The sequence below is a fragment of the Pseudomonas sp. Pseusp16 genome (assembly GCF_047324915.1).
In the GTDB taxonomy this organism is placed as follows: Bacteria; Pseudomonadota; Gammaproteobacteria; order Pseudomonadales; family Pseudomonadaceae; genus Aquipseudomonas; species Aquipseudomonas fluorescens_CD.
Genome location: NZ_CP168522.1, coordinates 912,086 through 931,866 on the forward strand (window position 1 = coordinate 912,086; position 19,781 = coordinate 931,866).

The window sequence follows — 19,781 nt, forward strand, 5'->3', positions numbered from 1 at the left end:
TGAAGGGCAGAGCGGGTGTTCGCGAATCTGCCTTCGCTCTGCTCCGCTCTTCTGTAGGAGCGAGCTTGCTCGCGATGGACGTCAACGATAACGCGGGCTGTCTGAATCCCCGCGGTGTCCCGGCGTTTTTCGCGAGCCAGCTCGCTCCTACAGGGAAACGCGTTCAATTGCGATCAGGCCGGCCGGTAGGCCGCCTCGCTTTGGCTTTGGCTTTTGATCTGCTTGCCCCCTCGTGAGGCTTCGTTCCGGTTCTGCGCAGTGGGCAACCCGGCATGGATGCCGGGTTAGCCGCGTACGGCCATGGATGGCCGATCGCGGCGGGCCCACGGAGCAGGACCGGAGCGAGGGAATGCCGAGCCTTGGCGAGGCACCGAACGTCAGGGGCAAGAGCCCTTGGTTACTTGGGGCCGGGCGGCGCTCCGCTTTTCCAAGTAACCCGCTGTAAAAGCGGAACCATAAGAAGCCGTTACCGCAGCAACGGATATGTACACCGGTAAAAGACGCGTCGCCCAACACCCCGCCATCGCAAGCAGGCTTGCTCGCGATGGACGTCAACGATGACGCGGGCTGCCTGAATCCCCGCGGTGTCCCGGCGTTTTTCGCGAGCAAGCCCGCTCCCACAATTCCTCAATTGTCCGGCATTGGCCGCGTTCGCAGGCCCTTTCTCACATCGGCGGGACTGATGCCGTAGGCACTCTGGAAATACTGGCAAAACCGCCCGACATTGCTGAAGCCGTGTTGCAAGGCCACGTCAGTCACTGAAGGCGACACTCCCTGGGACAGCGCAGCGAAGGCGCGTTCCAGGCGTACCTGGCGCTGATAGGCAACGATCGAAGTGCCCATGAAGCGCTGAAAACCCTCCTGCAAGGCGCGCAGGCTGACGTTGCTCAGTTGTGCCAGTTCCGTACCGCTGGCCAGGTGGTCGGGATGCGCCTGAATGTACTCGACGGCCAGCTTCACATGCCGTGGCGCGATCAACGGGGAAGGGCGCCGAAGGGCTTCGGTGAAGTTGTGCGGCCAGGCTTCCAGCACCGCATCGACCAGCATTTCGCGAAGGCGCGAAGGCATCAGCGAACCCGTGTTGATCAGCAGGTCGAACTCGGTTCCCGTGGCCATGTCCACCAGTGCCTTGATGCCCTGCAAGGCGGGTAGGTTCAGGTCCACCACGGGCTCGAAACGGACTTTCTGCAGGATCGGCTTGCCCAGCAGCACCGACAGTCGTTCGGTGACCAGCCCCCGGCTGATCGAGATCCCGTGCTGGGCATGATTGTCGACGAAGCGTGCCGAGCGCACCTCGGCCTTGTCGATGGCCAGCCCGACCTGGGTAAAACCGGTCGACTCGGTGCCATGGTTGAAGATGATCTTGCCGGCGGTGGGAATGACGAAGGTGATTTCATCGAGAGGGGCGGGAAAAGCCACCGTGAAGTCACCGCGATAGTGCATGCGACGGAAACTGACACCTTCGTGTCTGCCGTAGACCCCGCCGATGATGATGTTTTTGGGCGGCGGCGGAGAGTCGGAATAAAGGTTGCCGAACAGGTTCGAGAACAACGCGCCAAAGTCGTCGCAACTCATGTCGTTGGATCTGATGATGATTTGCTTGCGCGTCGTGCTTGAGTACACCTGAAGTGTCACCTTGAGCGGAGGGGCAAAGCCCTGGTACAGGGATCTGGCGATCGGAGATCGAGCGGATGTGGTTCGGGGAAGCGCCAAGACGTTATCAGTGAGTAATGACAGGTTTGTGACCAGGGTCTTTAGCGCTGTCGCCGCTCGCACTGAACATTCGGTGGCACGAGCGGTATCGGCAGGTGGGCTGACCTGAAATGGCCGTGGCTATTTCACTGGCTCTCCAGACTTGATATCCCCGCAAAAAATATCGTAGTTGCCATCGGTCGCAGCCGTTCGCACGACCACCGAGTATTTGCCGGCAAGCAGGGTTTGCAAGGGGACAGGTGCCGTCCTTGAAAACGTCCAGCCACGTATGGGTTGGCGTTCGGTGACGACGATGTTGTTCATCGCATAGGCGACAGACCCGGGTTGCTCGCAACTGCCATTATTGATGAACGAGTAAAGGCGCAAGGGCAGGGAAACGTAGGATGGAGCGCCGCTGATGAAGAAACTGAGTCCGGTTTTGTTGTCCCAGTCCGTCAACGTGACGTTTCCGATCTGACCGGCGTTTTGCCGGGTGGCAACCAACTTGACGTTCACGCCATGGTTCGATGACGTGGCGCAGCCGAAAAGGCTTGCCGCAACCATGAGTGCAGCCACTGAGATGTTGAGTTTCATTGCCAAACTCCTGAGTTGAAGAACTGCAATGGGAGAATTAGCGGGTATAGCTCAATTATCGCCTTCTGACGTCGTCCGGATAAGGCTTTCCCTTTTTGACCGGTGATGGTGGGGCGTCTGTCCCCTTCGCCAGTCATGGAACGGCGTGGCCGCGCAAACCGGCTACATTTGTAACTGGCCAAGCCTGCGTGGATTGCCCACTGGCACATTCGCCTGGATGTCGATGAAGGTTTGCAGTGGTTACGCGTGCAGTTAAAGGATTGTGCGGTCAGTTGAGCCCACTCATCATCCGCACCGGACGAATTGTGACTGGAGTGATTCATGGATCAACAAGGCAGCCATCCGCAAGAGCGAAGTCCAGGCGCTCCACAACGGGGTACCTTGCGCAGCCTGTTGATCCCGGAATGGCTCGGCAGTTACCGGCCCGACTGGCTACGAGGCGATGTGGTAGCAGGGTTGACGGCAGCGGCCGTGGTCATTCCCAAGGCGCTGGCGTACGCCACCATTGCCGGCCTGCCGGTGCAGGTCGGGCTGTACACGGTGCTGGTGCCGATGGTGATCTATGCCGTGCTCGGTACCTCGCGCCCGCTCAGTGTCAGCACCACAACCACCCTGGCCATTCTCGCCGGCTCCGCGCTGGGCCAGATCAGCCCCGATGGCGATGCGGCGACCTTGCTGGCGGGGTCCGCCACGCTGGCCCTGATGGTGGGCGCGATCCTGATCGTCGCGGGGTTGCTGCGCCTGGGCTTCGTCGCCAATTTCATTTCCGAACCGGTGCTGGTGGGTTTCAAGGCCGGCATCGGCGTGGTCATCGTGCTCGACCAGCTACCCAAACTGCTGGGTACTCACATCGACAAAGGTGGCTTCCTGCACAATGTGCTGGCCACAGCCCAGAGCATCGCTCATGCCTCGCTGCCGACCGTGGCGGTCGGTGTGTTCATGGTACTGCTGCTGGTCGGCATGAAGCGTTTTACCCCGCGACTGCCCGCACCGTTGATTGCGGTGGCGCTTGGCATCATCGGCATGAGCCTGTTTGGCCTGGAGCGCTTTGGTGTTTCCGCGGTCGGCGTGGTGCCGATCGGACTGCCCGCGCCGACCCTGCCGGTATGGTCGTTGGCCGAAACCCTGTGGCCTTCGGCGATGGGCATCGCACTGATGAGTTTCACCGAAACCATCGCCGCGGGGCGCGCGTTCGCCCGCAGTGACGAGCCCGCGCCACAACCGAATAGGGAGCTGCTGGCCACCGGCGTTGCCAACATCGGCGGTGCGTTTCTCGGGGCCATGGTCGCGGGTGGCGGGACCACCCAGACGGCGGTGAACCGCCTGGCCGGCGCCCGTTCGCAACTGGCTGCACTGGTCACCGCTGCACTGGCATTGGGCACTTGCCTGCTGCTGGCACCGCTGATTGGCCTGATGCCCAATGCCACGCTCGCCGCCGTGGTGATCGTGTATTCGGTGGGCCTGATCGAGCCGGCGGAATTTCGCGAGATTCTGTCGGTTCGCCGTACCGAATTTGCCTGGGCCGTGGTGGCCATGATCGGCGTGATGCTGCTGGGCACGCTGCAAGGGATTGTCGTGGCGATTGTCGTTTCGTTGCTGGCACTGGCCTATCAAGTCTCGGACCCACCCGTGCACATCCTCGGGCGCAAGCCTGGCACCAATGTGTACCGGCCGCAGTCCGCCGAACACCCCGATGACGAACACTTTGACGGGCTGCTGTTGCTTCGACCGGAAGGCCGGATCTTTTTCGCCAACGCCCAGCGCATCGGCATGAAGATGCACCCCCTGATCGAAGAAGCACGGCCCGCCGTTGTGGTTCTGGACCTGCGCAGCGTGTTCGACCTGGAGTACACGGCCCTGAAAATGCTCACAGGGGCGGAACAGCGAATGCAGGAAAAAGGCATTTCATTGTGGCTGGTGGGCATGAGCCCGGGTGTATGGGACATGGTCATCAAGGCGCCCTTGGGCCATACGCTGGGCGAGGCCCGCATGTTCTTGAATCTGGAGCAGGCGGTTGAACATTACCAGCGCAGTCGACGCTGAATGAACGCGGCCGGGCGCGCTCCGGACGTTGTGTGATGCATTGAAGGAGGTAACGGGCATGGCAAAGAAGAAAGCAGCAGCGAAAAACAAACCGGTCGAAGGCGACAAGCTCAAGAACAAGGTTTATCTCGAAGAACTGGAGCGGCTGCATGTCGAGCTGGTCAAGCTGCAGGAGTGGGTGCAGCACACGGGCGCCAAGATTTGCATCATCTTCGAGGGGCGTGATGGCGCCGGCAAGGGCGGGACCATCAAGGCACTGACCGAACGGGTCAGTCCGCGGGTGTTCCGGGTGATTGCGTTGCCGGCACCGACCGACCGGGAAAAAAGCCAGATGTATGTGCAGCGTTATCTGCCGCACCTGCCGGCGGCCGGTGAAGTGGTGATCTTCGATCGCAGCTGGTACAACCGCGCCGGTGTTGAGCGGGTCATGGGGTTTTGCAGCGAAGAGCAGGTGCGCAATTTTCTCACCGTGGTGCCGCGGGTCGAGCATGCACTGGTCGAATCGGGAATCATCCTGATCAAATACTGGCTTGAAGTGAGCCAGGAAGAACAGACCCGACGCCTCAAGGAGCGTATCACCGACGGGCGCAAGATCTGGAAGCTGTCACCCATGGACCTCAAGTCCTATAACCGCTGGTACGACTACTCCCGTGCCCGGGACGACATGTTCGAGGCCACCGATACCGAATTGGCGCCTTGGCGGGTCGCCAACTCCAATGACAAGCGGCGGGCACGACTGAACATCATCAGCGATGTGCTGAACAGCATTCCTTACGAAGAGGTGCCGCGGGAAAAAGTGAAATTGCCCAAGCGGCAAAGTCCCGGCAACTATCGGGACCCGAACTATCCGTTCAAGTTCATCCCGGAAAAATTCTGATCGATGCATTGGGCAGGAGCCAGCCCGGGCCGGCTCCTGCTGCATGCCTCAGGCCTTGATCACATACCCATACGCCCGGGTGCGACCGCCTTCGTGTTTCAGGTAGACACCCTGTAGCTCCGGTGTGAACCCCGGCAAGCGGTTGATGCCTTCTTCCAGGGCCAGGAAGTATTTCAATACCGCGCCACCCCAGATCTCTCCCGGTACCACGCAGAGCACACCCGGCGGATAGGGCAGCGCACCTTCGGCGGCGATACGCCCGTCCGCATCCGCCAGCGCCACCAGTTCGACGTTGCCACGGATGTATTCGATCTGCGCTTGCTGCGGGTTCATGGCCTTTTTCGGGAAGTATTCCTTGCGGAACATGTTCTTCTGCAACTGCTGCACATTGTGGCTGCGATACAGGTCGTGCATTTCCTGGCAGAGCTGGCGAATGGTGTAGTTGCGATAGCGTTCCTGATGTTGCGCGTAGATGGCCGGCAGCACCCGGCTCATGGGTGCGTCATCGCTGATGAAACGTTCGAAACGGGCGATTTGCGCGGCCAGGTGGGTCATCTTCGCCCAGTCTTCAGCCGGGGTGAGCAAGAACAGAATCGAGTTCAGGTCGCATTTTTCCGGGACGATGCCGTTTTCCCGCAGGAAGTTGGCGAGGATGCCAGCGTGAATACCGAACTCGGTGTAGCTGCCGTCCACCGGGTCGATGCCCGGGGTGGTGAACAGCAGTTTGCATGGGTCGATGAAGTACTGCTTCTCGGCGTAGCCACCAAAAGCGTGCCAGCGGTCCTTCGGATGAAATTCGAAGAAGCGGATGTCATTGGCGATTTCGTCCGTCGGGTAGTCTTCCCACGCGCGCCCTTCGATGGTGGACGGCACGAACGGCCGGACCATGGTGCAGGCTTCGATAATCAACTTGCGTGCTTCGATGCCGAACTTCACGCAGTCCTCCCAAAGGCGCAGGCCGCTGCGGCCTGAGTGAATGCGCGCGTTGACATCCAGCGAGGCGAACAGCGGGTAGAACGGGCTGGTGGAGGCCTGGGACATGAAGGCGTTGTTGAGCCGGTGGTGGTTGCAATAGCGGGCCTGGCCCTTGATGTGCCGGTCTTTCTTGTGCACCTGGGAGGCCTGGGAAAAACCGGCCTGCTGTTTGTGCACCGATTGCGTGACGAAGATGCCCGGGTCGTTCTCGTTCAGGTCGAGCAACAGTGGCGAGCAGTCTTTCATCATCGGGATGAACTGTTCGTAGCCGACCCACGCCGAGTCGAACAGGATGTAGTCACACAACTTGCCGATGCGGTCGACCACTTGCCGGGCGTTGTAGATGGTGCCGTCGTAGGTGCCCAATTGAATGATCGCCAGGCGGAATGGCCGTGGCAGTTGGGCCTTGTCCGGGGCGACTTCGGCAATCAGTTCGCGCAAGTACTCTTCTTCGAAACAGTGGGCGTCGATCCCGCCGATGAAACCGTAGGGATTGCGCGCGGTTTCCAGATAGACCGGCGTGGCACCGGCCTGCAACAGCGCGCCCTGGTGGTTGGACTTGTGGTTGTTGCGGTCGAACAGCACCAGGTCGCCCGGAGTCAACAGGGCGTTGGTCACCACCTTGTTCGATGCCGAGGTGCCGTTGAGCACGAAATAGGTCTTGTCGGCGTTGAACACTTGCGCGGCGTGTTTCTGTGCCAGCAGCGCCGGGCCTTCGTGGATCAGCAAGTCACCGAGCTTGACGTCGGCGTTGCACATGTCGGCGCGAAACAGCGTCTCGCCGAAGAAGTCGAAGAACTGCCGGCCGGCCGGGTGCTTGCGAAAGAACTGGCCGCCCTGGTGACCGGGGCAGGCAAAGGTCGCGTTGGCGGCCTCGGTGTACCGTTTGAGCGAATCGAAGAACGGCGGCAGCAAGCTTTCTTCATAGGCCTTGGCCGCTGTCTCCAGTTGGTTGCCATGGTATTCGACGTTGCTGGGGGACAGGTCGAAGATGCCGTTCACTTGCAGCAGCACGTCATTCAGGTGTTTGTAGACTTCTCGGGGGCGGGTACTGGTGCCGGGGGAAGGCACCAGGAAAATCGGCACGTCAAAACCGGTGCGCTGAATGACGTCCAACGCTCCAGCCAACACGTCATTGACCGACACCACGGCCACGGCGACGTCGGTGAAGTCGGTTTGACTGAGCGGGACCACCTCCCGGGCGTTCAGGAAGCATTCGGAGGTGCCATCGCTGGCGGCAATTTTCAGAGCTTTCATGGGTGGTGTCTCCTGGCGGGCACTCAATTGTCCGCAGCTTTTTTAGAGAGCAACTTCCGAGGGAGCCTTCCAGTTCCCCTGATCGGAAATCATGTCACCACTGGTTATAGAGCATATTCCTGATCTGTCAGGCTTTTAGCGATTTGCTGGACGAGAGGCCATGGTCCCCCCGATAGCGGTCAGCCGTTCACCAGTGCAATCGTGAACGAAACTACGATCATGCACGCAAAAGCAAAATTGATATTCATGAAGTTTCCATCCAAAACATGAGTGACGGTGCCATCTTGGACAGGTCACAGGAAAATGAAAAATTCGCTGTAATGATTTGAAAGATCGAAAAAAATGATACCGGGAAGTATTTTCCCCGCCGGCCGTTTGTGTTTAACCCGTGCTTTGGCTAATCTCACGAAAACACGCAGTTACACGCATAAACAGGCGAAAACATGCACGACAATCATTCTGCTGCCGAGCTGCCGTCAGTGCGCCGGCAAAAAATCCTGTTGATCCTCGAACGTGACGGCAAGGTCATGGCCTCGGAGTTGAGCCAGCACTTCGCGGTGTCCGAAGACACCATCCGCCGCGACCTGGCGGAGCTGGCCAGCGCCGGCCTGGTGCAGCGGGTGCACGGCGGGGCGTTGCCGCGGCCCAAAGACTCGGGCAAGGACTATTTCACCCGGATCAGCGAAACCGACGAGGTGAAAACCCGGTTGGCGCAACTGGCTGCACGACGGGTGCGGGACGGTCAGATCGTGGTGTTCGATTCCGGCACCACCACCTTGCAGATCGCACGCTCGCTGCCGGCGGACATCGCCATCACCGCGATCACGGCATCGCCGATGACGGCCATTACCTTGTCCGAATACAAAGGCATCAAGGTGATCCTGGCTGGCGGCCAGCTCAACCCGGCAACGATGTCGGCCAGCGGCCACGAAACCCTGCGGCTGCTGGCGGGCATCAAGGCCGACCTGCTGTTTACCGGGGTCTGCGCGATTCATCCGCAGGTGGGCCTCAGTTCGCTGCACTTCGATGAAGTGCCGGTGAAACAGGCCATGCTCGACTGTGCTTCCCACGTGATTGCCGTGACCACGGCGGACAAGTTCGGCGCGGTGGAACCCTTTGTCGTCGCGCCTTGTCAGCGCGTGCACACGCTGATCACCGAGCAGCATGTGGCGTCAGGCAGTGTCGAGGACTACCGGGCGTTGGGGGTCGAGGTGGTGCAGGCGCAGGATTGAACACTTTTTTGTGTCCACCGAAGATCAAACTGTGGGAGCGGGCTTGCTCGCGAAGGCGGTGTGACTGCCGCTGAATATGTGTTGAATGTACCGACCCCTTCGCGAGCAAGCCCGCTCCCACAGGGATTGATGTCGAGCTCAAATATCGAGGCCGGTACAAACAACATCCATGTTGAATGTATTGGCCAGTAACCTCAGCGCAGTCGCTCAAGCATCTGGTAGTACCACATGCCGGCAGCGAGCATCGGGTTGCCCAGCAGGTCGCCCATGGGTACGCGGATGTGCTGGCAGGCAGCGAACGTGTCGAACTGCTCCAGCTGCCCGGTGATCGCGCGGCCCATGATTTCACCCATGATGTGGCTGGTGGCGATGCCGTGGCCGGAGTAGCCCTGGCAATACCAGACGTTGTCCGACAGCTTGCCCAGTTGCGGGATGCGGTTGATCACGATGCCCATCGCGCAGCTCCACTGGTAATCGATGGCCACGCCTTTGAGCGCCGGGAAGGTCTGCTCGATGCACGGGCGCAGCTCGGCGGCGATGTCGCGTGAATCCTTGCCGCTGTAGTTGGCGCCGCCACCGAACAACAGGCGACCGTCAGCGGTGAGGCGGTAGTAGTCAAGCACGAAACGGCAGTCGTAGACCGCCAGGTCTTCGGGGTTGATCTGTCTGGCCAGATCGCCCAGCGGCGCGGTAGTGACGATGCCGCCCATGGCCGGGAAAATCTTGCCCTTGAGCTTGCCCGGTTCCAGCTTGTGGTAGACGTCGCCGGCCAGCAGCACCTGACTGGCCTCGATGTGCCCGTGGGCGGTACGTACGCCCGGGCTCTGGTGAAGGCCATCGCCGTGGATGATCTCCAGCACTTCGCTGTTTTCGAAGATCAACGCGCCCAGGCTTTCGGCTGCGCGGGCCTCGCCGATGCACAGGTTGAGCGGGTGCAGGTGCATGTTGCGGGTGTTCTTGATCGCGCCGTGGTAGAGGTCGCTTTGCAACAGGTCGCGGACCTGGCTGCGGTCGAGCAGGCTGACTTCATCGCCCATGCCACGGCGCACGGCTTCCTCGTAGTCCTTGCGCAAGCCATCCATGTGCGCGGGCTTGTACGCCGCGTGCAGGTGGCCGTGCTTGAGGTCGCAGGCGATGCCGTACTTTTCCACGCGCTGGCGGATGATCTGGTGCCCGCGCCAGCGCAGGTTCCAGATGAAGTCGTCGACTTCATCGCCGATGGTGCGGCGCATCTGTTTGCGCATGGCTTCATCGCCCGAGAGACTGCCGGTGACCTGGCCGCCATTGCGCCCGGTGGCGCCCCAGCCGATCTTGTGGCTTTCGACGATGGCGACCTTCAGGCCTTTTTCCGCCAGCTCGACGGCGCTGGCCACGCCGGTGAAACCGCCGCCGATGATCACCACGTCAACCCGGTGCCGGCCTTGCAGCGTCGGGTAATCGGTGTCCTGGTTGAGGGTGGCGGTGTAGTAGGAATTGCAACGTTGAGTCATGTCGGTGTCCAGGCAAAATGGGGAGAAGCTCAATGCCGGTCAGGCGAACGCAGTCATGTGGGAGCGGGCTTGCTCGCGAACGCGGTGTGTCATTCGACATCAACGGTGAATGACACACCGCGTTCGCGAGCAAGCCCGCTCCCACAGGTTCTGTGTATGGCTGAGCAGGAGCGTAAGGAGGGAGCGCGCCGATCAGGCGGGCAGGGCGCTATCCGGCGGACGTGCGGAATGACGCAGTTTGGAACGGCGCAGGGCCATGGGCAGGTTGACGATGCGCTTCATGCAATGCCGTCCACGGCCAGCAGCGAGGTGGCCTGGAGCGAAATGTTCAGCAGGTGCTGTTCTGACGGCAAAGTACGCATGGCGCAGGTTTCCGGCGGCGCAAATCGTCGGTGGCGAGTAGAACAAGCCATCCGGGGATGGCTGGATACTAGGGAGGATTGTGACGCGTGTAAATGTCTGGTTCAGGACATCAGGTGCACACCAAGGCCGATCAACCCGCAGACGGTCAACACCTCGATCACCCCGCGCTTGAAACGAAGCAACGCAATGCCCGCCACCAGGGCGATCAGCAGCGAAGGCCAGTCCAGTCGTCCTTCGAAGCCTTTGGGCCAAAGCACATGGTAGCCAAAGAAACACGCCAGATTGAGAATCACGCCCACCACGGCAGCCGTAATGGCCGTCAGTGGCGCGGTGAAGGTGAGTTCGTTGTGCGTCGACTCCACCAGCGGTCCGCCGGCGAGGATGAACAGGAACGAAGGCAGGAAGGTGAACCAGGTCACCAGCGTGGCGGCAATGGCGCCGGCGACAAACGCTTGATCCGGCCCGAAGACCTGATGCACGTAGGCACCGATGAAACCGACAAAGGCGACGACCATGATCAACGGACCCGGAGTGGTTTCACCGAGCGCCAGACCGTCGATCATCTGCGTCGGCGTCAGCCATCCGTAGTGACCGACCGCGCCCTGGTAGACATACGGCAGCACGGCATAGGCCCCTCCGAAGGTCAGCAGCGCAGCCTTGGTGAAGAACCAGGCCATCTGGGTCAAGGTGCCTTCCCAGCCGAACAGTGCGGTGAGCATGGCCATGGGCAGTGCCCACAGGATCGCACCGACAACGGCCAGGCGCGCCAGTTTCCAGCCACTGAAACGGGCGTGCTCCGGGGTCGGGGTGTCGTCGTCGATCACGGCCGGGCCGAAGGATTTTTTCGCCGCGCCGTGGCCACCGGCCCTGAATTTTTCCGGTGCCAGTCGTCCGCCGAAATAACCGATGACTGCCGCGCCGAGCACGATCAACGGAAACGGCACGTTGAGCACGAAGATGGCCACGAAGGCCGCGGCGGCGATGCCCCATAACCAGCCATTCTTCAGCGCCCGCGAGCCGATCCGGTGAGCCGCCTGCACCACGATGGCCGTGACCGCCGGCTTGATCCCGTAGAACAATCCGGCGACCACGGGCACTTCACCAAAGGCGATGTACACCCAGGACAGTGCAATCAGGATGAACAACGACGGCAACACAAACAGCACGCCAGCGATCACGCCGCCCCAGGTCCGGTGCATCAGCCAGCCGATGTAGGTCGCCAGCTGCTGAGCCTCAGGCCCAGGCAGCAACATGCAGTAGTTGAGGGCATGCAGAAAGCGCCGCTCGGAGATCCAGCGCCGGCGTTCGACCAGTTCCTGATGCATGATCGAAATCTGCCCGGCGGGCCCGCCAAAGCTGATGAAACCGAGCTTGAGCCAGAATAGAAAGGCTTCGCGCAGGCTGATGGACCGGGGCAGCAGCACATCCTGCTCCGTGATCGGGGAGGGCGTGGGGCTCAAGAGGAAACTCCTTGTGCAGAGGTGTTTTGAGCCAATGACTGTAGCTACACCGAAGCGCGTTGGATAGTCACCTGATGCTGCGCTTCTGCCCAGCGCGTGACGGCTGACCGGTCGCTGTCACGGGCATCGACCCAGCGTGCGCCGCACGCCACGTCTTCGCGTTTCCAGAACGGCGCGTCGGTTTTCAGGTAGTCCATGATGAACGCACAGGCTTCGAAAGCGGCTTGACGATGGGGGCTGCTGACACCGACAAACACGATCGGCTCGCCGGTCGACAACGGGCCGATCCGATGCACGATCTCCACGGCCCGCAGCGGCCATCGGGCCCTGGCATTGTCGATGATGTTCTGCAGTGAACGTTCGGTCATGCCCGGGTAGTGCTCCAGAAACAATCCGGCGACCGCCTCACCCTGATTGATGTCGCGCACGTAGCCGACGAAATTGACCACGGCACCCACGCCCGGATCGTTCGCCTGCAGGCTGTCGATCAACCGGCCGACGTCGAACGCTTCACGCTGGACCCGAACCGTCATGTCTCAACCCCCGGTGACCGGTGGAAAAAAGGCGATCTCGTCATAGTCCCCGATCACCTGGTCCGGATGGCACAGCTCCTGGTTCAGGGCACACATCAGGTTGCTTTCACCCAGCACATTGCTCCACACCTCACCGCGAGCCATCAGCAATCGGCGCACGTCTTCGATGGTCTTGAGGCTGTCGGTCAGGGGCAGTTTTTCACCGCCCAGATTGAGCTGCTCGCGGTAACGGGCGAAGTAGTTGATCAGGATCATTGTGCGTCCTCGAACTTGAAATGACCGGAGCGGCCGCCTTGTTTGCTCAGCAGACGGATGTCATCGATGACCATGGCGCGGTCCACCGCCTTGCACATGTCGTAGAGGGTCAGCGCTGCGACGCTGACGGCGGTCAGGGCTTCCAGCTCGACCCCGGTCTGGCTCTCGACGCGGCAGGTGCCGACAATTTTCACACTGTCCGGTGTGCAGGCCTTGAGTTCGACGTGGATCGAACTGAGCAGCAGGCTGTGGCACAGCGGAATCAGCTCATGGGTTTTCTTCGCCGCCATGATTCCGGCGATTCGCGCGACGGCAAACACATCGCCCTTGGGGTGGCCGTCGCTTTGAATCAACTTCAAGGTTTCCGGGCGCATCCGCACCCAGGCCTGGGCCTGGGCTTCACGCAGCGTCGAGGTTTTTTCGCTGACATCGACCATGTTGGCGCGACCCTGACGGTCGAGGTGGGTCAGGCCATTGGGCGATGCATCTGAAATGTCTGTCATGGGGAGTTCCTGCGCTTGCCAGCGCGGTGATCGGGTGAAGGCATCATGCCGGGCTGTAAATGCGTGGTGCGTTTCGGTGAGGGACGTGAATCAGGTTGAGGCGATGTTTGATTGCCCATTGCACGGTCAGGGCGGTGGGCGCCGACAGGCTGACCAGCGTGCCGAGCCTGGCCCTGACGGCTTTGTGAATCAGCTCCAGGCTGCAACGGCTGGTGACCACGGTGAAGCCGCTGCGGCTGTCGATGCCGGCGTGTTGCAGGACACCGATCAGTTTGTCCAGTGCGTTGTGGCGGCCAATGTCCTCGCGGCAGATCAGCGCGTTGCCATGAGGGTCGAAGTACAGCGCTGCGTGCAGTGCACCGCTGCTGCGGGCCATTTGTTGTGCCTGTTCGATGCGGCCGCGAATGTCGATGAAATGCTCGGCGGGCGGCAGGGGAACCGGATCGAGAATCTGCAGTTTCGGCAAGGCCTGTTCCAGCGCTTGCACACCGCACAGTCCGCAGCCACTGGTGCCCGCCATTTGCCGACGATGGTTCTTCAGTGCCCAGAACGCGCGGCTGGAGATCTGCACGTCTGCTTGAACGGCCTGGTCGAAATGGGTGAGGCGCAGGTCGTAGATTTCGCTCTGGTCTTCGACGATGTCGTTGCTGACGCTGAAACCACGGATGAAATCTTCGAGGTTGCCCGGCGACACCATCATCACGGCCTGACTCAAACCGTTGTAGGTGATTGCCAGGGCAATCTCTGAAGCCAGCGCCGCCTGACAGACTGACGCCGCGTTGTCGTACTCGCGAAAGTTCACATTCAGCGGCTTGGGTGCGGGGGCGTTGGTGTCGCTTCGAATATCGGTTTGTTCAACTTGGCATAACATGAAAAGAACCTCGAAGCGCTGAATTAAGTTCAGGCTACGGGTAACTTTTCAACGCGTCCAATCGCTTGTTCCGATGCGCCGATTGGTGATGTCTATCAGGCTGGCCAAACAGGTCTTTTTCGGTTTTATATAAAACCGCAACTTGATCAGTGAGTCCGGCTGAATAAAGTTCGGGCTTCGGCGAAACACTTCTCGGCAATTGCCGAGCGCGGTTCGGTCTTGCGCATGACCAGGCCCAGGGGGGCGAGCACACTGGCATCCGGCAGTTCGATGAACGACAGGTGTTCGATGGGTTCTTCCAGGCCGCTGTCCAGCGGCATGATCGCGCAGCAGAAACCTTCGTGAATCGCCTGCAGCAATTGGTAAGTCGAATCGCTTTCCAGGATCGGCTGCGGGTCCAGTCCGCGGCTGCGAAAGCTCAGGTCGATGGATTTGCGGTAGTGCATGCCGTTGCTGAGCATCCCCAGCGGCAGTTCGGCGGCGTCCTCCCAGCTCATTTGCGCACCCTCGAAATGGAAGTGGCGGGTGTCGTACAGCAGGCCGACGCGGGTTGCGCCGATCTCGAAAAACTCGAAATAGCTCGGATTGACGTGATCGAGGTAGCACACGCCCAGGTCAAGCTGATTGTTGCCCAGGCCCTCGATGATCTGGTCGGAACTCATGGAAGACAGGCTGTACTTGAGCTCGGGAAAGCTGCGGGACAGGCCCTGAATGTAGGTGACGGGGTTGAAGCTGCTCAGCGGCACCAGGCCCAGGCGCAAGTTGCCGACGAGCTGGCCCCGGCACGCGGCGGCCTCGGCGAAGAGCCCGTCGTGGGCGGCCAACAGGGTTCTGGCCCACGCCAGTACCCGCTCGCCGGCCTGGGTAAAACCCTCGAAGCGCTGCCCCCGGGTGACCAGCACCAGGTCCAGTTCATCCTCCAGGTTGCGCAGACGCATGGACAGGGTGGGCTGGGTGATGTGGCAGCGCGCGGCAGCCTGGCCGAAGTGGCGGGTCTGCTCCAGGGCGATCAGGAACTTGAGTTGTTTGATGTCCATGACGGCACCTGCTGACGGGGGAGTGAAGGGTAAGTATTGACTCAGGTGCGCAAGACACAAGGCGCGGCGGAAACCGTGAGGTGTGGACGATCTCACTGTCCTGGGCGTGCGTCCAATCACTGGTATTTAAGGGGTTATCGATGCGCTCTATCGTCGATGGTGTTTTATATTGATAGAGCGGCTCGATAGTCTGGTTGGTTAGAGTGATTAGACAGCGTTTGTTGGACCGATTTAGTCTCCGGAAGTTGTTTAATTCAGCTATTTAATTCATGCCAGCCGGAGAATCCCATGAGCGTTAAACCGGATGCGTTGTTTATCCCTTTGAATATTGCCGTGCTGACAGTCAGCGATACCCGTGAATATGCCAATGACACTTCCGGCCAACTGCTCGCCAGTCGTTTGCTGGAAGCCGGCCACACCCTCAGCGAGCGCAACCTGCTCAAGGATGACCTGTACAAGATCCGCGCGCAGGTGGCGAACTGGATTGCCGACGACGGCATTCAGGTGGTGTTGATCACTGGCGGTACCGGGTTCACCGGCCGCGACAGCACCCCCGAGGCGGTGGCCTGTTTGCTGGACAAGCAGATCGACGGATTCGGTGAGCTGTTCCGGGCGATTTCGATCCTCGACATTGGTACCTCCACAGTGCAGAGCCGGGCACTGGCCGGGCTGGCCAATGGCACGCTGGTCTGTTGCCTGCCGGGTTCCACGGGCGCCTGCCGCACCGCGTGGGAAGGCATCCTCGCCGAGCAACTCGACGCTCGCCACCGGCCGTGCAATTTCGTACCGCACCTCAAGCCCGTGCAAGCCTGCGGGACGCGGGGATGAGCGCTGCACCGCTGATGTCGGTGGAGCAAGCCATCGACCGGCTGCTGACAATGGCCGAGGCACACAGGATTGAAGACAGCGAAGCGGTGCCGCTAAGTGCCGCCGGGCAGCGGGTGTTGGCCAATGACCTGGTGGCGACCCTCGATCTGCCGCCGTGGCCGAACAGCGCCATGGACGGGTATGCCCTGAATGTCGACGGCTGGGATGGGGAGCCATTGAGCGTGTCGCAGCAGGTGTTTGCCGGACACGCCCCCGAAGCCTTGGCACCGGGAACCTGCGCGCGCATCTTCACCGGCGCGCCTGTTCCGCCGGGTGCCAACTGTGTGGAGATGCAGGAAAACACCGAGGTGCTGGATGACGGACGGATCCGGTTCAAGCAGCCACTGCGCGCCGGCAATAACATCCGTCCGCAAGGCCAGGAGAACGGCGTCGGCGATGTATTGCTGCGCGCCGGCAAACGCCTTGGTCCGTTCGAGTTGGCTGTCGCGGCGGCGCAGGGCTGCACCCATGTGCAGGTCGTGCGGCGACCACGGGTGGCGTTGTTGTCCACCGGCGATGAACTGGTCGAGCCGGGCACGCCACTCAAGCCCGGCAGCATTTACAACAGCAACCGCACATTGTTGAGCCATTGGTTGAGTGCGTTGGGTTGCGAGGTTATCGATGTCGGCATACTCCCCGACGAGCCGCGCCAGACGCGGCTCAAGCTCGAACAGCTGCAACACGCCGCTGACCTGATGCTCAGCACTGGCGGTGTGTCCGCCGGTGACGCCGACTGCCTCGGCCAGGTGCTGCGCGAGTGCGGCAAGCCGTTGCTGTGGAAACTCTCGATCAAACCCGGCAAGCCATTGACCGTCGGCCACTTCGGCCGCGTGCCGGTGATTGGCCTGCCGGGTAATCCGACATCGGCGTTGGTCACTTTCGGCCTGTTGGCCCGGGTTTACCTGTTGCGGATTCAGGGTGTCGAAGACGTCGAGCCCTTGAGCTTTCCGGTCAGGCTCGGCTTTGCCTGGCCCAAACCCGGCAGTCGGCGCGAGTACCTCAGGGCGAAACTCCAGGCCGGTCAAGCGGTGCTCTATCCGAACCAGAGCTCAGGCGTTTTGTTGGGGGCCTCCTGGGCCGATGGGTTGTTGGAGGTGCCGGAAGGCTGCACCTTGGCAGAGGGCGACACGGCGCGGTTTATTCCCTTCAGCGAGCTGTTCTGAATACACCTGAAATACCTGTGGGAGCGGCGGTGCGGCGATCCGACTTGCTCGCGACGAGGCCGGCACATCCAACAGTGATATTGACTGACCCACCGCCTTCGCGAGCAAGCCCGCTCCTACAGTTTGATCTTCAGTGAACGCCAATCCTGCGGCCAGCCACAATCCCTGTGGGAGCGGGCTTGCTCGCGAAGAGGTCGGCATATGCAAAAGAGATATTGCCTGACCCACCGCCTTCGCGAGCAAGCCCGCTCCCACAGGTTTTGTGTGTTTCTTGAGTCTCAGTTCAGCACAAAGTCCACCGGTTCCAGTTGTGGCGGCAGTTCTGTCACGCCCAGTGCTGCCAGTACATCACGCTCGATGTTGCGCACGATGGCGTCGGTGGGCAGGTCGTTTTCATCGCGGCCGAACGGGTCTTCCAGTTCATCGGCAATCGCGTCCAGGCCGAAAAAGGTGTAGCTGACGATCGCGGTGAAAATCGGCGTCAGCCAGCCCAGGGGTTCGGCCATGGCAAACGGCAGGAGGATGCAGAACAGGTAGATGGTGCGGTGCAGCAACAGGGTGTAGGGGAACGGTAGCGGGGTGTTCTTGATCCGTTCACAGACCGCCTGGGCGTGGGTCAGGCTGGCCAGGTGGTTGGCCATGAGCGTGTAGCGCCAGTCGTTGACCGCCCCGGATTCGTTGAGTGCCGAACACTGCTGACCGACCTGCATCAGTATCTGCCCGCTGATGTCCGTACTGTTGCCCTTGGGCATCGGTTGCAGCCAGTCGCCGCTGGCGGCCAGTTCGTTTTCCTGGCGCAGCCGCGCGTTGAGGGCATGAGCAAAGCCGCACAGGTTGCTCAGGATCGTGTGTCGCTCATCCGTGTCCTTGATGACCAGGGTTTCACGAATCATCGAGCGCACTTCCACTATCACATCGCCCCACGCCTTGCGCGCTTCATACCAGCGGTCGTAGCAGGCGTTGTTGCGAAAGCTCATGAAGATCGACAACGACAAACCCAGCAGCGTGAAGGGCGTTGCACTGACCTTGGAAAAGTAGCTGGGATGCAAGGTTTCAACGAGCACGATGGCCGAGGCGAGCAACGTCACCATCAGGCTGCGCCAGGCAATGCGCTTGGCGATCGAACCCTTGAGGGACGTCAGGACGCCGATCAGGTTGGGTTTGGGTCTCACGATCATGGGTTTCAGCCGCCCGTCATGTTCATGAAGCGAATGACCTGTACGTCGTCGTTCACTTCGAAGTTGTGTCGATAAGGCTTGAGCTTCATCGCCTCGATAATGGCTTTCTCCAGGCGCTCGGGCTGTCCGGGGTGGCTGCGCAGAACAGCCTTGAGATCCACAGAGTGCTCATTGCCCAGGCACAGCAGCAGACGTCCTTCCACGGTCAGCCGCACCCGATTGCAGGTGCCGCAAAAGTTGTGGCTGTGGGGTGAGATGAACCCCAGGCGAATCTGCGGCGCCTCGGCCAGGCGCCAGTAGCGCGACGGGCCCTGGGTCGACTCGGCGGAATCAATCAAAGTGTAGCGTTCGGCGATGCGCTCGCGGACCTGGCTGCTTGCGAAAAACGATTCGGCGCGGCTGTGCTCGTCGATGGTGCCCAACGGCATCTCCTCGATGAAGGAGATGTCGAGGTTGCGGTCGATGGCGAAGCTCACCAGATCGTTGATCTCATGGTCGTTGCGGCCTTTCATCACCACGCAATTGAGCTTGGTGTTGCGAAATCCGGCCTGGTTGGCCGCGTCGATACCCTTGATGACCTGCGCCAGGTCACCGGTGCGGGTCAGTTCGCGAAAACGTTGCGGGTCCAGGCAGTCGAGGCTGATGTTGAGGCGCTTGACCCCGGCCTCGAACAACGGCTCGGCGAGTTTGGCCAACTGCGAACCGTTGGTTGTCATGCACAGTTCACGCAGGCCGGGCAGGGCGGCGATCTTCTGGCACAGCTGCACCACGCCCGGACGGATCAGCGGCTCGCCTCCGGTCAGGCGGATCTTGCGGGTGCCCAGCGCTACGAAGCTTTGTGCCAGTTGATAAATCTCTTCCAGCGTCAGCACCCGTTGGCGCGGCAGGAACTGCATGTCCTCGGCCATGCAATACACGCAACGGAAATCGCAGCGGTCGGTGACCGACATCCGCAGATAGTCCACGCGCCGGGAGAATCCATCGATCAAGACTTGTTCTGACATGACACCCTCGCTTGGCACGTATTGAATGAATGTTCCGTGTAGGAGCGAGCTCTGCTCACGATGGTCGTTAACGATTACGCGTGCCTGCTGGCTGAACGCGGTGCTCTTGAGTCCATCGCGAGCAGAGCTCGCTCCTACAAATATTGCGCCTGTTGAGCGCAGGTGTAGGAGCGAGCCTGCTCGCGATGGTCGTTAACGATTACGCGTGCTTGCTGGCTGAACGCGGTGCTCTTGAGTCCATCGCGAGCAGAGCTCGCTCCTACAGGTATTGCGCTGATAACGGATTTGTTCAGCGCAGGTGTAGGAGCGAGCCTGCTCGCGATGGTCGTTAACGATTACGCGTGCCTGCTGGCTGAACGCGGTGCTCTTGAGTCCATCGCGAGCAGA

Annotated in this window: 17 protein-coding genes; 5 read left to right on the forward strand and 12 right to left on the reverse strand. The window is 60.8% G+C overall.

What is annotated here, in order from left to right:
• Positions 1-627: 627 nt before the first annotated feature.
• Both ACEN8Q_RS04010 and ACEN8Q_RS04015 read right to left on the reverse strand, forming a co-directional pair.
• A complete protein-coding gene (locus ACEN8Q_RS04010) occupies positions 628-1,575 on the reverse strand; it encodes a helix-turn-helix transcriptional regulator (protein ID WP_413704577.1) in 948 nt (315 codons plus the stop codon).
• A 258-nt stretch (positions 1,576-1,833) separates the two neighbouring features.
• Positions 1,834-2,286 (reverse strand): hypothetical protein, encoded by a 453-nt coding sequence (locus tag ACEN8Q_RS04015; RefSeq protein WP_413428728.1) that lies wholly within the window; start codon positions 2,284-2,286, stop codon positions 1,834-1,836.
• A 321-nt stretch (positions 2,287-2,607) separates the two neighbouring features.
• On the opposite strand from ACEN8Q_RS04015, the gene ACEN8Q_RS04020 reads away from it, so the two are divergent.
• On the forward strand, positions 2,608-4,329 hold the full coding sequence (locus tag ACEN8Q_RS04020) for a SulP family inorganic anion transporter (protein WP_413428729.1): 1,722 nt from the start codon (positions 2,608-2,610) through the stop codon (positions 4,327-4,329).
• A 58-nt stretch (positions 4,330-4,387) separates the two neighbouring features.
• On the forward strand, positions 4,388-5,206 hold the full coding sequence (gene ppk2 / locus ACEN8Q_RS04025) for a polyphosphate kinase 2 (protein WP_413428730.1): 819 nt from the start codon (positions 4,388-4,390) through the stop codon (positions 5,204-5,206).
• 48 nt (positions 5,207-5,254) lie between these two features.
• Here the strand turns inward: ppk2 and speF are convergent, their stop codons facing one another.
• Complete coding sequence (speF, locus tag ACEN8Q_RS04030) at positions 5,255-7,438, reverse strand: ornithine decarboxylase SpeF (RefSeq protein ID WP_413428731.1); 2,184 nt, start codon at positions 7,436-7,438, stop codon at positions 5,255-5,257.
• Positions 7,439-7,881: 443 nt separating this feature from the next.
• Here speF and ACEN8Q_RS04035 point away from each other — a divergent pair, with 443 nt between their 5' ends.
• Positions 7,882-8,670, forward strand: a complete 789-nt coding sequence (locus tag ACEN8Q_RS04035) for a DeoR/GlpR family DNA-binding transcription regulator (protein ID WP_413704578.1) — start codon at positions 7,882-7,884, stop codon at positions 8,668-8,670.
• Positions 8,671-8,864: 194 nt separating this feature from the next.
• Here ACEN8Q_RS04035 and ACEN8Q_RS04040 read toward each other — a convergent pair whose 3' ends face one another.
• The 7 genes from ACEN8Q_RS04040 to ACEN8Q_RS04070 form a co-directional block, all read right to left on the reverse strand.
• Entirely contained in the window at positions 8,865-10,160 is a 1,296-nt protein-coding gene (locus ACEN8Q_RS04040; protein ID WP_413428559.1) for an NAD(P)/FAD-dependent oxidoreductase, read from the reverse strand.
• A 464-nt stretch (positions 10,161-10,624) separates the two neighbouring features.
• Positions 10,625-11,983, reverse strand: a complete 1,359-nt coding sequence (gene chrA, locus ACEN8Q_RS04045) for a chromate efflux transporter (RefSeq protein ID WP_413428560.1) — start codon at positions 11,981-11,983, stop codon at positions 10,625-10,627.
• Between the two features lie 44 nt (positions 11,984-12,027).
• Positions 12,028-12,516, reverse strand: coding sequence for a molybdopterin synthase catalytic subunit MoaE (gene moaE, locus ACEN8Q_RS04050; RefSeq protein WP_413704579.1), 489 nt, complete (start codon positions 12,514-12,516; stop codon positions 12,028-12,030).
• 3 nt (positions 12,517-12,519) lie between these two features.
• Positions 12,520-12,771 (reverse strand): molybdopterin converting factor subunit 1, encoded by a 252-nt coding sequence (gene moaD / locus ACEN8Q_RS04055; RefSeq protein ID WP_413428562.1) that lies wholly within the window; start codon positions 12,769-12,771, stop codon positions 12,520-12,522.
• Positions 12,768-13,274 carry a cyclic pyranopterin monophosphate synthase MoaC gene (moaC, locus tag ACEN8Q_RS04060; RefSeq protein ID WP_413704580.1) on the reverse strand — a complete coding sequence of 169 codons (507 nt, stop codon included), beginning with the start codon at positions 13,272-13,274 and terminating at the stop codon, positions 12,768-12,770. The genes moaD and moaC overlap by 4 nt, the downstream gene beginning before the upstream one ends.
• Before the next feature lie 43 nt (positions 13,275-13,317).
• Entirely contained in the window at positions 13,318-14,145 is an 828-nt protein-coding gene (gene fdhD, locus ACEN8Q_RS04065; protein WP_413704581.1) for a formate dehydrogenase accessory sulfurtransferase FdhD, read from the reverse strand.
• Between the two features lie 146 nt (positions 14,146-14,291).
• Entirely contained in the window at positions 14,292-15,182 is an 891-nt protein-coding gene (locus ACEN8Q_RS04070) for a LysR family transcriptional regulator (protein WP_413428565.1), read from the reverse strand.
• Between the two features lie 288 nt (positions 15,183-15,470).
• Here ACEN8Q_RS04070 and moaB point away from each other — a divergent pair, with 288 nt between their 5' ends.
• Complete coding sequence (moaB, locus tag ACEN8Q_RS04075) at positions 15,471-16,010, forward strand: molybdenum cofactor biosynthesis protein B (protein WP_413704582.1); 540 nt, start codon at positions 15,471-15,473, stop codon at positions 16,008-16,010.
• Entirely contained in the window at positions 16,007-17,212 is a 1,206-nt protein-coding gene (gene glp, locus ACEN8Q_RS04080) for a gephyrin-like molybdotransferase Glp (RefSeq protein WP_413704583.1), read from the forward strand. Before moaB ends, glp begins: the two co-directional genes overlap by 4 nt.
• A 278-nt stretch (positions 17,213-17,490) precedes the next feature.
• Here glp and ACEN8Q_RS04085 read toward each other — a convergent pair whose 3' ends face one another.
• Together ACEN8Q_RS04085 and moaA are read right to left on the reverse strand one after the other, a co-directional pair.
• Complete coding sequence (locus ACEN8Q_RS04085) at positions 17,491-18,390, reverse strand: bestrophin family protein (RefSeq protein WP_413704584.1); 900 nt, start codon at positions 18,388-18,390, stop codon at positions 17,491-17,493.
• 5 nt (positions 18,391-18,395) lie between these two features.
• The gene (moaA, locus tag ACEN8Q_RS04090) at positions 18,396-19,394 is read right to left on the reverse strand and encodes a GTP 3',8-cyclase MoaA (RefSeq protein WP_413704585.1); all 999 of its coding nucleotides are present in this window, start codon (positions 19,392-19,394) and stop codon (positions 18,396-18,398) included.
• Positions 19,395-19,781: the final 387 nt, after the last annotated feature.